Here is a 13,709-nt window from a genome sequence, read left to right as displayed (position 1 = left end):
GACTAACGCTCGATTTCGTATTCGGCAATTTTCCGGTACGCCGTCGCGCGGCTGATCCCTAGCAACCGGGCCGCATCGGGCACGCTGCCGTCGGTGCGACCGAGTGCTTTGCGAATCAACCTGCGTTCCCACTCGTCAATCCGCAGCGTATCGAGTTGGCTCAACCCCGCGTCACGAAGGCCCAAATCATCCACGTTGATCGACGGGTCATCCGCCATCACGACGGCGCTGTCGATCACGTTTCTAAGTTGCCGCACGTTTCCGGGCCAAGCGTATTCACGCAGCCGAACTCTGGCAGGATCCGACAGCACCAACCCACTGCGTCCATGTTGTCGGCGAAAGTGGTCTAGAAAATGGTCGATCAAATGATCCAAGTCATCGCCCCGATCACGAAGCGGTGGCACCACCAACTCGAACACACTGAGCCGATAAAACAGATCTTCGCGAAACTTCTTCTCTCTTACAAATTCGGCCAGATCGCGATTGGTCGCCGCAAGCACCCGCACGTCCACCAAGACTTCCTCGGTTGCCCCGACCGGCAGAAACGGATGCCCTTCTAGAATCCGCAGCAACTTGGCTTGCCCCTCTAAGGTCAGTTCGCCAATTTCGTCCAGAAACAATGTCCCGGTGTGCGACTGTTGAAACCATCCGGTGTGATCCGCATCTGCCCCGGTGAACGCACCTTTCTTGTGCCCAAACAGCTGACTTTCGATCAACTCACTTGGGATCGCAGCACAGTTGACGGTCAACATCGGCCGTTTGGCCCGTTGGCTCGATCGATGCACCGCACGAGCGACCAGTTCCTTTCCGGCACCACTTTCCCCACGAATCAAAACCGACCCGTTTGCTTTGCCAACGCGTTCGATCTTGGCCTTCAATTTCAGCATTGTCGGACTGCTGCCGATGAATTCGTCCGAGTCCGCGTTGCGATCCGCGATTCGCTGTCGTTCGGCTCGCAACGAATCGTTCGCAAACGCCCGCGACAGGCCAACGGCCAACAGACGCCCCGCCGCCGTCGCCAGTTCGAAGTGTTTTTCTTCGAACGTCGACGTCTGCCGGTACAGGTGCAACACCCCGTAACGGTTGTCGTCGTTATCCAGCGGAACGTAAATCGCGTCCGCCCAAGGCTGTTTGGCTTTGGCCAGATCTAGATCATTCACCGATCCGTCGGTATCCAGTTCACGCTTGATCCAAATGCATTCGCGATCACGAACCACACGTTTCGCGATCGCCCGATTGATCGCAACGACTTTTGATTTTTCCTGCGGCAAGACACGCAGGACTTTCAGTTTTCCTTCGCCAGCATCAAACGAAATGGCAACAGCATCCGACGACGTTCGGTCGGACAGTAGTTCCAATACGATTTCGATGACCTCGTCGGTATGTTCACTTTTCAACAAAGTCAGGCTTAACGAATACAGATCGATCAGGTGCCCAGCTTTGGCGACGCTGGCCACCGGATCGTCGAACTCGTTTCGCCAGCTCCCTGTGGCCGGAAACTCATCGACCAAAGTTTGCGTGTGCATCGCATCGTCGTTGGACTCGAATTGGGGCTCGACCAACTGCATGTCCGTGGTGCCGATCGAAATCACGGTTTCGTCCAACAGCCGTGCGTGATCAGCCTTTTGACCATTGACCTGGGTGCCGTTGCGGCTGCTGGTGTCACGCAGATGCCAGTTGCCATCTTCGAAATAAACCACCGCATGGAACCGCGAACTGATCGGATCGCTAAGCATGATCTCGCAGGACGCGCCGCGTCCAATGTGCATCGGCCGTGATCGGTCCAGTGGAAATTGCTTTCCCTTTTCAGGACCACTACGGACCGCCAAATACGCAACCATGATTCGTTCATGCATCTCGAGAATGGAACAATATGTGAACAGAGCGTGTTCATCCCTTCACATCTCCCTGACCAGCCCCCCCATAAAAACCGGCCGCCAAGCAGACCGACGAAGCCCGTCGACGCTGCTGACCGCCAGACTAGCCCATGAAACGGTTCGGAACAGCCAACGAAACGGCCTGGGTGACGAAAGATGGCCTGTTACGCAGCAAAGGGAGGACCGAACGCCTCGAATCCGAAACGCAATGGAGATTTCGACGGGCCGATGACCACACCGATGGGCTGCCGGACGACATTCCGATTCCCAGACCCAGAATCCATCCCGATCGCGTCCATCGCCCCGTTCGCCAACGGCCCCTCTGACGTGCGCCGCAGACCTACGCTTGGGAGTCATTTTAGGCACCTGAGCACGCGATGGCGACCACCGCGAGGGATCGGTTCGGGCAGCAACGCCAAAACGGCACTCATTTTGCACCTGCCCGAAAAACTGTTTCTGCATTACCGTAGGGATAGTCCGATTGTGATCGCGTCTTACCAAAGCCCCCCCGTTTAGCGGGCGGAATCGAATGGTTGCCGCGGGACAATGATTGAAATGACCGCGGCGCACCGTTTTCTCCGCAGCATCTATTTTGCACTAGCTTATCCGAACGGGGCCCATGAATCCGACTGACACCATCGCCAACCCATCCGATACGTCGTCCATCACTGCTGTGATTCGAGGCATGGGGACTTCGGTGCCCAAATATCGCGCCGATCATTTGGCCAGCGCCAGTTTTGCCGACAAAATGTCGTGTAATAATTCCAGCCAGTCGCGGAAAGTGGCTGCGCTGTATCGACGGACGGGAATCGAGCATCGCGGCAGCGTCCTGTTGGACCAGAACGCGCACTCAGAAATCGTGAACGACTTCTATCCGCCGCTTTCGTCCCCCGAGGACCGTGGGCCCACGACCCAATTGCGTAGCGATCGTTACGCGTTGGAGGCGCCCGCATTGGCGCTTGGCGCTTCGCGAGCGGCGATTCGCAACAGCGGCATCACCGTCGATTCGATTACCCACCTGGTGACCGTTTCCTGCACGGGGTTCAGTGCCCCCGGAATTGACATCGAATTGATCGACCAGCTTGGACTGCCAGCGACCACTCAACGTGTTCAAGTTGGGTTCATGGGCTGTCACGGAGCGATTAACGGATTGCGAGCGGCTTCGGGCCTGGTCGCGGCTTCGCCCGGGGCGAACGTTTTAATGTGCAGCGTCGAACTATGCAGCCTTCATTATCAGTACGGCTATGACCCGGACCGGATCGTCAGCGGTGCCTTGTTTGCCGACGGATCCGCAGCGATGGTCCTGAACAGCTTGAACATCGACGAGATCGAATCGCCCGAAATGGACACCACCGCGTTTGGGAATACCGCCCATCGCGTGGCCGCCACCGGTTCGTGCCTGGTCCCCGCCAGCCGAGATGCAATGACTTGGCGAATCGGTGACTTCGGTTACGAGATGACGTTGTCAGCCAAAGTGCCCGGTTTGATCGAAAAACACCTGAAATCGTTCTTGGAGCCGTGGTTGGCCGAACAAGGCGAAACGATCGATTCGATTCAGGGTTGGGCAGTCCACCCGGGTGGATCTCGCATTCTGACCGCAGCCGAATCCACCCTTGGACTCCCTGGTGACGCGGTCGATACTTCGCGGGGCGTGCTGTCGGATCATGGCAACATGTCGTCGGCAACCATGCTGTTCATCCTGGAACGGTTCACGAAAGCCGATAAGCCGAAACCTTGGCTGATGCTGGGTTTTGGACCTGGATTGGAAATCGAAGTCGCGCTGATCCGCTAACGGCTCAGCGAACAAACATCCGATGGCCAAGACGACCGGCAATCAACGGTCGTCGCCTCGGGATTTGTTGCCCGATCCCCACGCAGTGGCTTTCGGCCTCTTGCCGCGGACATTGGTCGGCGGTGCCAGGTGATCGTGGTGGGCGGCTACTTTCCGGGCAACCAGATCTCTTTTTTCGCCGCAGGTGCTGCATTCAGATCTCCGGGCTGCGGCGGCGTGTTGTCGTTTCCGCGGACGGTTCGCCGAGCTTTGATTCGGACGTACGGAGCCACGTATCCGGCGCGATGTGCGAACGATCCCGGGCCGCCTTCGGACTTCGCATGGAAGGGTTCGCTGAGGTCCTCGATCACGAAACCGCTTCGGCACATCCCGCCCACGATCTGTTCCCAACGGTGCAGGTATTCAACCGCCCCGGATTCTCGCAGCCGTTTCGCCGCACGCCCGGTCGAATCGCTCGCCGGCACAGGATGATTCTGATCCCTTTCACCGCGGTAATAGGGATGCAGTAGGCCGTATCCGCCTGCGGGCTGGGGGTCCATCGACGCCTGCAAACTGGTCGGCTGCTTGTGCTGGCTGATGTAGATCGCGCCGGGACGCGAGACCCTGGCCACCTCGGCATACACCTTCGCGATATCCGGAACGTAGCAGGTGCTGACCGGTTGGATGACGATATCGAATTCGCCTCGGCCCAGCATCGATAGGTCGTCCATGGATGCTTCGAATAGGCGGAGCGAATAGCCGCGTTGACCGGCAACCTGGCGGTCCAGTTCCAACATCGCCCCGCTGATGTCAACGACCGTCACGATCGCTCCGGCCGCCGCGTACAACGAACTCTGCCGCCCGCCGCCCGCCGCCAAACAAAGCAATCGGCAGCCCCGAATCGATTTCCCCAACCAGCCTGCCGCATCAACGGTTGCCAACGGATCCGCTAATTCGGAATCTTTTGCCGGTCGACACAGCGGATTGCCGGCCGCGGCCATCGAATCGTAAACCCGCCGATTCGTGCGAAGGTAGTCCTCAGATGCCATCAATCCGTGCTCTCGCTATCTATCGGGCCACAGACGACTGTTCGCTTGTGCGCCATGCTTTTGAAACCAAGGAACCCGAAAACGATCAAAAAACAACTTTCTGATGGGGCGTGCTGGCCGCCACAGTGATCGCTGCAGGGTGTGAAACGATCCCAGTATCGCGGGATTTCGCGTCAATGAACGCGATTTGACCGCCACGAAGGGAACTTTGCTACCGCGCCAAGCATCCGACCGGGGTTGAGAGCAACGATTGCTTTCCATTACCGCTATCATGCCACACCGGATCAGTATCGCGGCAGGACACAGATTGTCAGCCATCGATAACGCGATCCACTCAGGAAAACGGCAGTAGCGGGCCAGGGGAATCCGGGCGGAAATCACTTTCGTCACCCCCACCTAGTGATTCACGGTTTTATGCGATGACAGTTCCCCAATCCCACATCGACCAGATGCTTAGCGCCTACCTGGACGATGCGTTAAGCGCCGAAGAACGAATCGAGGTCCAGCAATGGATCCGCACGGATGCGATCGTCGCTGACCAATTGGAACAGTTGCAAGAACAGCGTCGTTCCCTGCAAGCCATTTCCAGCCAAGACCGACAGGTGAAACTGGACCCGGGTTTTGCGAACCGAGTTCTGGAACTAGCCGTCGCACGAGCTCGTTCGGAAGGCTTGGCAGAGGACCATCCATTGGTCCGCGTCTCGGAACAACCGACGTCCATCGCATCTTCCTACGCACCTGTGTCCTGGGGTCGCATTGTCGGCATCACTGCTGCGTTGGCGGCATCGGTTGCTTTAGCGATCGTTGTCCTGAGCCCTACGACACCTCCGATCGCACAGTCGAATTCGTCACCTTCCAATTCGTCACTTGCTGATGGATCGAGCCAGGCCGAATCGCAAGTTGCGGGTTCCCCAACTGCCCAACAGCAGCGTGACGTGGATCCGCTGAACAACACGGAATCCCGCCTGGCCCAGACGCCTGCGGCCGATGCAAACATCCCTGGTTCAGATGTCAACGATTCCATTGACAGCCAGCTTTCGCAAGACACGATCGCAGCGTCCGCCCCGATGGCAAATCAGCCACCACTGACCACAGAGCCTGCTGCTGGCCCGTCGCTGATGACCGCTGAAAGCACGCCCTCCGGCGCCAAGGTGGCACTGTCGGCGGTGTTGGTATTAGATGTCCACCAAACCGAATCCGGACGTGCATCGGGTGCCATTCAACGAGCGATGCGAACGGCCAACATCAGCAACGACAATCGTCAACAAGTCTCGCTTCCGATCGCCAATTCGGCAACCGAAACGGTAGGCATCGACAGCGAGGAAAAAGTCGCTTTGATGTACCTGCAAGCACCGGCGAAGGCATTGGACGAGTTTTACTTAACTCTGCTGGATGATTCCGAGGGGATCGCGTCGGTTGGAATGACGATCGCGATGGATGCTCCATTGTTGGATCTTGTGAACGCGACCTCCATCGATCCAACCTCCGTCCAGCACGGTGGGATGCAGATGATCGCGACGGATTCGGAACAAGCACAAGCGTTATCATCGCGGCTATCGCGGATGAAATTCGTGCCGCTGAAGCAAAGCATGTCGGCAGCCGCCGCCATCCCAAGCGGGCCTCAGGTCAATGCTCAGGTGCTAGTCCTTGTCCGCTAGTCCTTGTCCGCTAAGACAAAGATGTAGCTTCCTTCGGCCGACCAACCGCGATGCAGCCCCATTCGCACTCCCCCACGCCAACCAGATTCACTGGCCAGGCAGCGAGCCTTGCGATAGAAGTCCGACTCTGATCGGGCAATCAGTCCCGCCTCGGAACCGGTGCGATCGCACGGCGGATGATGAAGGCGTGCGATCGGGCGTCCCGATGTGTCGCGGGCCGATCGCAACATCGCTAAAGACGAGAGCATGACGCCCCCGTCGCAGGTCACTCAGCTTGTGTCACGCAACTTGAAACACGGGCCACGGCGCCCCGATGTTTGCCACCGAAGGCCTGACCTTCCCCCGTGTCATTCAACGAAAAATGCCCCGAAAGGGAGTCACAGGAAAATTCAGTACGCAGCCGTTAAATTGCGACATCACTAACCTGTGCACCCCGTTTCGAGGCATTCGACATCAACCAATGTAATCCAACGAGATCTCTAGGAGACGCGTGCTAGCACTTTCTCTAAGGTTTTTCGAAGGGCCGATCCACTGGATCGAATTCCTTGAATCTCTTTCGGCCACAGATCGATTTCTAGACGATCGACGACTCCACTGCGTCCGACGACGGTGGGAACGGACAATGCAACGTTGCGTATTCCGTAACAACCGGATTGGACGCTGCTGACCGGCAGCACTGACCGCTTGTCCAGGGCAATGGCATCGATCACGTCGCGAATCGCAATGCCGACTGCGAACCCGGCACCACCTTTTCGCTTGATCACTTCGGCACCGCTGCCGCGTGTTCGCGTGAACAACTGGTTGGCCAGGCTAGGATTCCAACCGGGGTACTTATCCAGTGGCAGTCCGGCGATCGTCGCGCTGCTCCAGATCGGCACCATCGATTCGCCGTGTTCGCCCAAGATCAATGCCTTGGTCTGGGTCGGTGGAGCATTGAGCTGCTCCGCAATCAGCGAGCAGAAACGAATGGTATCCAGTTGTGTTCCAAGCCCGATCACTTGATTGACCGGCAGCCCCAGTTTTTCGGCTGCGACATAGGTCAGGATATCGACCGGGTTACTGACCACCAACACAATGGCCGACTGTTTCAGTCCAGCAGCTTTGACATCTGTCAAAATCTGCATGAACAAGTCGGTATTCCGATTGATCAGGTCCAGTCGCGATTCATCCGGTTTACGCCGCAAACCGGCCGTGATGCAGATCACATCGCTATCGGGGATATGCTCGTAACCACCGCCTCGGATCACTTGATTGGCAACGCTGGGGCTGCCGTGCTGAAGATCCAAAGCCTGACCGATGGCCATCTCTTGATTGACGTCCAACAGTGCTAGTTCGCTAGCGATGCCGCCGCACTGTAGCGCGTAGGCGGCACAGGAACCGACCAATCCACCGGCGCCGATGATGGAAACTTTCATACGATTTCGTCTTTTCGTTCAGGATGTCTGATATTCGTGGTAGTTGGGATTTGCGATCCCAGCGATTAGCCTTTTCGCATCTGACGCATCACTTCGTCGGTGATCGCTTTGACCAACGCTTCTTCGTTGATCCCGGCACCCGATGCGGCGCTGCTAGCGGCTTTTTTCAGCGCCGGCGGTGCAGCAAAGGCTCGACGGGCAACGCCGGATTCGGCCCACGAATCGCGGAAGATATCGTTGGCACAGATATCGCAATCTTCGTACTCCGGTGTGTTGCGTGGATCTTTGTAGCCCCACTTGTCCTTCAGATCCAACAGTTCCTGAGACTTTTCGCCACTGAGGTAGGACACGTTGCCAAGCTGTTTTGCCAGGATCAACATACGGCAGTAGGCGTCCAAAATTTCGGTCCACCAGAAAGCTTGTTCGACCGTTTCGCCATAGCTAACCGTACCGTGGTTGGCCAAGATCATCACGTTCGTGCGATGAACAAATGGGATGATCGTATCGGCAAAGCTTTGCCCGCCAGGCGTTTCGTACTTGGTGATCGGCACGTCACCGAGGAACACCTCGACTTCTGGCAAAATGCATTGTGGAATCGGTTCGCGTGCGATTGCGAAAGCGGTGGCGTGCGGTGGGTGGCAGTGAACGACACTTTTGATGTCGTCGCGTTGCTTGTAAATTTCCAGGTGCAGCAACGCTTCGCTGGACCGTTTCTTACGCCCCGAAAGTTGCTTGCCAGTCATATCGACCAAGGAAATATCATCCGGCGTTAGAAAGCCTTTGCAATGAAGCGTCGGCGTGCAAAGCACTTCGTTCTCGCTGACTCGCACAGTGATATTGCCGTCATTGGCCGCAGCGAATTGACGGTTGTAGATGCGACGGCCGATGTCGCACATGTCTTGCTTGATCTTATGAATGTTTTGCATGATGAGATTCTCGCGTAATTTCGAGTCGTAATTCGCAGGGTGAAGTATTGGTTGGTTGAGTTGGTTGGTTGGCTTGGGCGATCAGCCCAAATCGACTTCGTCTAGCAGGGCTACGATCGAAGCATCCAGAGGTTTGACGTCTGGCCGAAACGGTTGAGCGGCTTCCGGGCCTTCGGCCAGCGCCACCAAGTCATTGGTTCCGCTGCCGCACAAATCCCAGGCGACGATCATTTCGCCGCCCAATGGTTGCGTATCCAGTTGGTCGATCGATTCGATCACTTCGACGCAGCGAAGCTGAGCACCTTGCAGTCCCGGATGTGCACGGGACAGCGTTACTGTGCCAATCGTTCTTGCCATCTTCATGATCTGGCTCCGTTGGTTCGTGCGATGATTGCGATGGCATTGATGGCCGTCACCAAATTCATGCGTTTCATGTCCAGCACCCAGACATCGGGATCGACCTCGCTGCCGAACCGCCGAATTTCTTCGATCGATCCCGCCATCGCCGCTCGGGATCCTTTCGCAAATTGGCCCACCAGATCAAGCGCGGGAGTATCGCTGAGGACGATGCCGACACCGATCGACCGGATGCCTCGGCGTGCCAACTGGTCGGCGACCGATCGGCCACGATCTGTATCCACATCAACAATGCCGGCGGTCAGCGACGGATCCGAAACCGGTTGGGGCGGTGCGCACTTTGCCAACCTCGAAATCGTGATGTTCTTTTGCTTGGCATCGTCTTTCGCCGCCGGTGTGATCACCGCTTGGGCGGATACATCCAAAACCGTGCCGGCCGCCGTGCTTGCAATCACCGTGGTATCGATGACCTTCAGCAAAGCACTTTGTGGGACATCGGAGTCTGATCCGACGGATCCCGACGGACCGGCGGAATCTGCAATGATCGAACCAGCATGGATTGCCCGGCTGGTTTCCGATCCGGTCGCCCGCAACCGCGCAACCACCTCAGCCGCGATCTGGGAAACCCAGGCGGAGTCGGTCGTCGCTGTGGTTTTGCCGTTGGGCATTCGAATCAGTCCAGTATGCCTGCGACGCTCCAACGCGCCGGAGTATTTTCGTTTTGTGTAATCTCGCGTGCCAGTGTGCCGTCACTGGTCAACATCACTTGGTCGCCGCGTCGGCAACCCAACCCATCTACCGCAATCAACGGTGGTCCGTCGGGCGAATCATTCAATAGCAACGGTTGGACAATCACCAAGCGAACGCCGCCAAGGCTTTTATCTTTGACGGTGGCGCGAGTCGAACCGAGTACACGGGCGGTTTGCATGGATCAAACCACTCGCAGTTCATCGATCATGCTGCAGCGACGTTCGCGGGTGAACGTGTTGGGTGTTGTCACGCCTTCGCCGGTTGGACCCGCGATCGAGAACGAGATGTACCCTTCGCCGCCCAAACCGAGCGATGCCATGCAAGGTCCATTCTTGACATACAGCGTCGTGTCCAATTCACGACCCATTTTGGTCATATTGTGAACGTTACGAGAGTGAATGATGGCAGTGTGACGGAACCCATGCTCGTATTCTTTGGCCAGCGAAATGGCGTGGTCAACGCATCGTGCACGGACAAATGGAACGAACGGCATCATCTGTTCGACGGTGACAAACGGGTGATGTTCATCGGTTTCGCCAAACACCAACTCGGTTCCCTCGGGAACGGTGACACCGGCTGCCGCAGCAAGGACCGATGCGTCTTGGCCGATAAAGTCCTTGCAGGCTGCGTCGTGTTGGTCGTCGCCCACCTTGACGATGGCTTTGCTTGTCAGCTTTGCGATCTGACCGGCATCCAACTGGACGGCGCCGGCGCGTCGCATAGCAGCCATCATTTCGTCGAAAACACTTTCGACAACAAACACTTCCTTTTCCGCGATGCAAAGCAAATTGTTGTCGTAGGCAGCACCTTGGATGATGCAGCGAGCGGCGTTGTCCAAGTCGGCCGTTTCGTCGACCACCACAGGCGGATTGCCTGGACCGGCAACGATGGCTCGCTTGCCACTGTTCAGCGCCGCACGTGCAACCGCAGGCCCACCGGTCACACAGATCAGCGAGACATCGCGGTTTTTGAACAACGCTTCGGCACTTTCCAAAGTCGGTTCAGCGATCACGCAGATCAGATTGTCGATACCGATTTGTCGCGAGATTTCTTCGTTGTACCGTCGCACCCCTTCGGCAGCGACCAATTTGCCCGATGGGTGTGGGTTCACAACAACGGTATTCCCACCGGCCAACATGCTGACCGCGTTGCCAGTGATCGTCGGCAAACTGTGCGTCACAGGCGTGATTGCACCGATGACGCCAAAGGGAGCCCGTTCGATAACGGCTAGACCGTGGTCACCGCTGTAGCACTTGGTTTCCAAAAACTCGACTCCTGGCGACATCTCGCCGAGCGCTCGCAGCTTTTCAATCTTGTGCTCGGGTCGACCGATCTTGGTTTCATTCATCTCCATCAAACCAAGTTCTTCGCTGTTCTCGATGGCGATCTTGCGAATGATGTCGATCACTTGCTTGCGAGTCGCCAAGGGCCGCGTGCGAAACTGTTCGAAGGCTGCGCGAGCAGCAGCGACGGCAGAGTCAGCGTCGTAAAAGATGCCGTGCTTGCCACCGGCTGATGCACCAGGCTGGGCGGATGGCAGAGGACCGACTTCGGCCAAGACTTGGGCGACAACGCTGCGGATCGTGTTTTCGTCAAATTGCATGTCTAGCTATCGTTTCGGGAATAAACGTTTGTCTTTTCAATGTGAACGCTGTCGACCAGACCGATGACAACCGCGTCGATCGGCAGATCTTTTGTCTCCGGTGTCAACCGAGCACTGCTGCCTTGGCAAATCAGCACATAGTCGCCTTCGCCGCTGCCGAGGGGATCGACGGCGATGAACGTTCGCCCGGTCGGGACCAGCGAACCTCGCTTCTTCTCTTCCAATCGATACGGTTCGACCACCAACAGTTTGTGACCGGTCATTGACCCCACTTTTTGGGTGGCAACGACCGATCCGGTAACGCGTGCGATGAACATGTTTCAAAAAGGCCTTTCGGCACTCACCGTTGGACTTAAGAGGTTTGCAACCGCTCGACAGTTTGCCGGGCCACGATCACTTCTTCGTTGGTCGGGATCACCCACAACTGCGTACGACTGTCGCTGTCATGAAAGTTCCCTTCGCCATCAATGGCTTCGTTGGCAGCGCGGTCCACCACAACGCCAAGCTGTTCCAGATTCGCGCAGATCGCCGCCCGAACCTCTTTTCCTTTCTCGCCGATGCCACCGGTAAACACGATCGCGTCAACGCCGCCCATGGCAACGATCATGCCGCCCATGTGACGACGAACCTCTTCAACAAAGACGTCCAGTGCCAACTGAGATTTCTGGTCACCGGCCGCGGCAGCCGTTTCCAGATCTCGCATGTCGCCACTGTTGTCGCTAAGCCCCAGCAGACCACCTTGGCTGGCCAAGCGGGTGAGCACTTCGTCCAACGTCATGCCGGTTCGCTGGATGATCAATGGCAACGCAAATGGGTCGAAGTCGCCGACCCGGTTGTTCTGAGGCACTCCCGTCTGCGGGGTCATGCCCATGGTCGTCATCACGCTGTTTCCGTTTTGGATCGCGGTCAACGAACTGCTGCCGCCCAAGTGACACGAAATCACGCGTGCATCGCTACGACCAAGCAACTGAGCCACCCGACCGGCAATGAACCGATGGCTGGCACCGTGGAATCCGTAACGCCGGATATGGAACTGGTCCGCCCAATCCCGTGGGATCGCATATTCACGACGAGCTGCCGGAATGGTGCGATGAAAGTCGGTTTCGAAGGCGGCCACCAACGGCAGGTTGGGGAACCGATCTCGCAACAACTTCATCGCCGCGATGTAAGGCGGATTGTGCGCGGGCGCAGCCGCGTTCATCTCTGCCATCGCATCTAGCACTTCGTCGTCGACCACAAACACACCTGACAACCGACCACCGTGAACTGCCTTGAATCCAATCGCGGCAACCTCCGATGCATCTTTCAGTGCGCCATGTTCAGGGTCCGTCAATTGTTCCAAACACGCCGCCACTGCCACACCGTGATCCGGCACCGGCATGGTACGTGTTTCTTTCCAATCACCGATTTCAACAGAACATTCGCTTTGCGCATCACCGATGCGGTCCACCGCACCTCGCGCCAAACAACGTTCGTCGGCCATATCGAATAATCGATACTTGAAGCTGGTCGATCCTAGATTCGCTACAAGAACTAGCACTGGTTATTCCGTCCAGGGGAGTCTGAAAAAGGGGTTGGGAAACATGCACAGTACGACACGGGCTCCTAGCCCGGCCAAACGACTGACACAGCGCAAACGACGTGTCGCGACTGCCTAAGGCTGCGTTGGAGGTTTAGGACAACAACGCGGCAGCAAGACCTTCGGCAGGCCGAGCGATGATGTGGCTGCCGACCAATTCGCCGACTTGGGCAGCTGCTGCTGCACCGGCTTCGACTGCTGCGCGGACGCTGCCGACGTCACCGCTGACGACGGTCGTAACATACGCGCCGCCAATGTCGACTCGTTTTACGATTTGGACGTTTGCGGCCTTCGCCATGGCGTCGGTGGCTTCGATCAGGGGCAACAAGCCTTTGGTTTCGATCAACCCGATTGCATCGTTCATAAGAGAGCTACTTCAAAGTGGTATTTGTGTTGGATAGGTCGTCAAAGAAAGCATTCGAAGCCGAATTACTTCTTGGCTGGTGGGGTCTTCAGGATCTTGGCGATGTCTTCGTGCGGTCGAGGAATCACTTGCACGCTGACGACTTCACCCACGCGTCCTGCTGCGGCAGCACCAGCGTCGGTGGCGGCTTTGACCGCGGCCACATCGCCGGTGACGAATGCGCTGCACAGGCCGCTGCCGACCTTGTCCCAGCCCATGAATTGAACGTTTGCTGCCTTCATCATCGCATCGCATGCTTCCACCAAGGAAATGAATCCCTTGGTCTCGATCATGCCGAGCGCTTCGCTAACTTTTGCCATC

General features: G+C 57.2%; 15 protein-coding genes. 2 read left to right on the top strand and 13 right to left on the bottom strand.

Annotated features, from left to right (window positions below; all coding sequences use genetic code 11):
- Nucleotides 1–2: 2 nt before the first annotated feature.
- Complete coding sequence (locus tag K227x_RS07610; RefSeq protein ID WP_246146654.1) at nt 3–1,856, bottom strand: sigma 54-interacting transcriptional regulator; 1,854 nt, start codon at nt 1,854–1,856, stop codon at nt 3–5.
- 640 nt (nt 1,857–2,496) lie between these two features.
- Between K227x_RS07610 and K227x_RS07605 the strand changes: the two genes are divergently transcribed.
- Nucleotides 2,497–3,669 carry a type III polyketide synthase gene (locus tag K227x_RS07605; RefSeq protein WP_145168964.1) on the top strand — a complete coding sequence of 391 codons (1,173 nt, stop codon included), beginning with the start codon at nt 2,497–2,499 and terminating at the stop codon, nt 3,667–3,669.
- A 146-nt stretch (nt 3,670–3,815) separates the two neighbouring features.
- Here the strand turns inward: K227x_RS07605 and K227x_RS07600 are convergent, their stop codons facing one another.
- Nucleotides 3,816–4,649, bottom strand: a complete 834-nt coding sequence (locus K227x_RS07600) for a class I SAM-dependent methyltransferase (protein WP_145177438.1) — start codon at nt 4,647–4,649, stop codon at nt 3,816–3,818.
- Between the two features lie 467 nt (nt 4,650–5,116).
- Between K227x_RS07600 and K227x_RS07595 the strand changes: the two genes are divergently transcribed.
- Entirely contained in the window at nt 5,117–6,355 is a 1,239-nt protein-coding gene (locus K227x_RS07595) for an anti-sigma factor family protein (protein WP_145168963.1), read from the top strand.
- On the opposite strand, the gene K227x_RS07590 is transcribed toward K227x_RS07595, so the two are convergent.
- From K227x_RS07590 to K227x_RS07540, 11 genes are all read right to left on the bottom strand, one after another.
- On the bottom strand, nt 6,352–6,603 hold the full coding sequence (locus K227x_RS07590; RefSeq protein ID WP_145168962.1) for a hypothetical protein: 252 nt from the start codon (nt 6,601–6,603) through the stop codon (nt 6,352–6,354). The genes K227x_RS07595 and K227x_RS07590 overlap by 4 nt on opposite strands.
- 231 nt (nt 6,604–6,834) lie before the next feature.
- Nucleotides 6,835–7,770, bottom strand: a complete 936-nt coding sequence (locus tag K227x_RS07585) for a lactate/malate dehydrogenase family protein (protein ID WP_145168961.1) — start codon at nt 7,768–7,770, stop codon at nt 6,835–6,837.
- 65 nt (nt 7,771–7,835) lie between these two features.
- Nucleotides 7,836–8,696 carry a class II aldolase/adducin family protein gene (locus K227x_RS07580; RefSeq protein WP_145168960.1) on the bottom strand — a complete coding sequence of 287 codons (861 nt, stop codon included), beginning with the start codon at nt 8,694–8,696 and terminating at the stop codon, nt 7,836–7,838.
- An 81-nt stretch (nt 8,697–8,777) separates the two neighbouring features.
- Complete coding sequence (locus tag K227x_RS07575; protein ID WP_145168959.1) at nt 8,778–9,059, bottom strand: EutN/CcmL family microcompartment protein; 282 nt, start codon at nt 9,057–9,059, stop codon at nt 8,778–8,780.
- Nucleotides 9,056–9,721 carry a hypothetical protein gene (locus K227x_RS07570; RefSeq protein WP_145168958.1) on the bottom strand — a complete coding sequence of 222 codons (666 nt, stop codon included), beginning with the start codon at nt 9,719–9,721 and terminating at the stop codon, nt 9,056–9,058. The genes K227x_RS07575 and K227x_RS07570 overlap by 4 nt, the downstream gene beginning before the upstream one ends.
- Before the next feature lie 5 nt (nt 9,722–9,726).
- The gene (locus K227x_RS07565; RefSeq protein ID WP_145168957.1) at nt 9,727–9,981 is read right to left on the bottom strand and encodes a EutN/CcmL family microcompartment protein; all 255 of its coding nucleotides are present in this window, start codon (nt 9,979–9,981) and stop codon (nt 9,727–9,729) included.
- A 3-nt stretch (nt 9,982–9,984) separates the two neighbouring features.
- Nucleotides 9,985–11,406 (bottom strand): aldehyde dehydrogenase family protein, encoded by a 1,422-nt coding sequence (locus tag K227x_RS07560; protein WP_145168956.1) that lies wholly within the window; start codon nt 11,404–11,406, stop codon nt 9,985–9,987.
- A gap of 2 nt (nt 11,407–11,408) precedes the next feature.
- Nucleotides 11,409–11,723, bottom strand: a complete 315-nt coding sequence (locus K227x_RS07555) for a EutN/CcmL family microcompartment protein (protein WP_145168955.1) — start codon at nt 11,721–11,723, stop codon at nt 11,409–11,411.
- 35 nt (nt 11,724–11,758) lie between these two features.
- The gene (locus K227x_RS07550) at nt 11,759–12,946 is read right to left on the bottom strand and encodes an acetate/propionate family kinase (RefSeq protein ID WP_145168954.1); all 1,188 of its coding nucleotides are present in this window, start codon (nt 12,944–12,946) and stop codon (nt 11,759–11,761) included.
- Nucleotides 12,947–13,079: 133 nt separating this feature from the next.
- A complete protein-coding gene (locus tag K227x_RS07545) occupies nt 13,080–13,349 on the bottom strand; it encodes a BMC domain-containing protein (protein WP_145168953.1) in 270 nt (89 codons plus the stop codon).
- Between the two features lie 65 nt (nt 13,350–13,414).
- On the bottom strand, nt 13,415–13,708 hold the full coding sequence (locus tag K227x_RS07540) for a BMC domain-containing protein (RefSeq protein ID WP_145168952.1): 294 nt from the start codon (nt 13,706–13,708) through the stop codon (nt 13,415–13,417).
- Nucleotide 13,709 lies beyond the last annotated feature (1 nt).

Source organism: Rubripirellula lacrimiformis (assembly GCF_007741535.1).
GTDB classification, from domain to species: Bacteria; Planctomycetota; Planctomycetia; order Pirellulales; family Pirellulaceae; genus Rubripirellula; species Rubripirellula lacrimiformis.
The sequence above is the reverse complement of the archived record's forward strand: the minus strand, read 5'-3'. Positions and strand labels throughout refer to the sequence as shown.

Coding starts and splice junctions, on each gene's coding strand:
- K227x_RS07540 (WP_145168952.1), bottom strand. CDS start 13,708: ATGGCAAAAGTTAGCGAAGCGCTCGGCATGATCGAGACCAAGGGATTC.
- K227x_RS07560 (WP_145168956.1), bottom strand. CDS start 11,406: ATGCAATTTGACGAAAACACGATCCGCAGCGTTGTCGCCCAAGTCTTG.
- K227x_RS07545 (WP_145168953.1), bottom strand. CDS start 13,349: ATGAACGATGCAATCGGGTTGATCGAAACCAAAGGCTTGTTGCCCCTG.
- K227x_RS07595 (WP_145168963.1), top strand. CDS start 5,117: ATGACAGTTCCCCAATCCCACATCGACCAGATGCTTAGCGCCTACCTG.
- K227x_RS07590 (WP_145168962.1), bottom strand. CDS start 6,603: ATGCTCTCGTCTTTAGCGATGTTGCGATCGGCCCGCGACACATCGGGA.
- K227x_RS07600 (WP_145177438.1), bottom strand. CDS start 4,649: ATGGCCGCGGCCGGCAATCCGCTGTGTCGACCGGCAAAAGATTCCGAA.
- K227x_RS07585 (WP_145168961.1), bottom strand. CDS start 7,770: ATGAAAGTTTCCATCATCGGCGCCGGTGGATTGGTCGGTTCCTGTGCC.
- K227x_RS07610 (WP_246146654.1), bottom strand. CDS start 1,856: ATGCATGAACGAATCATGGTTGCGTATTTGGCGGTCCGTAGTGGTCCT.
- K227x_RS07580 (WP_145168960.1), bottom strand. CDS start 8,696: ATGCAAAACATTCATAAGATCAAGCAAGACATGTGCGACATCGGCCGT.
- K227x_RS07555 (WP_145168955.1), bottom strand. CDS start 11,723: ATGTTCATCGCACGCGTTACCGGATCGGTCGTTGCCACCCAAAAAGTG.
- K227x_RS07570 (WP_145168958.1), bottom strand. CDS start 9,721: ATGCCCAACGGCAAAACCACAGCGACGACCGACTCCGCCTGGGTTTCC.
- K227x_RS07575 (WP_145168959.1), bottom strand. CDS start 9,059: ATGAAGATGGCAAGAACGATTGGCACAGTAACGCTGTCCCGTGCACAT.
- K227x_RS07605 (WP_145168964.1), top strand. CDS start 2,497: ATGAATCCGACTGACACCATCGCCAACCCATCCGATACGTCGTCCATC.
- K227x_RS07565 (WP_145168957.1), bottom strand. CDS start 9,981: ATGCAAACCGCCCGTGTACTCGGTTCGACTCGCGCCACCGTCAAAGAT.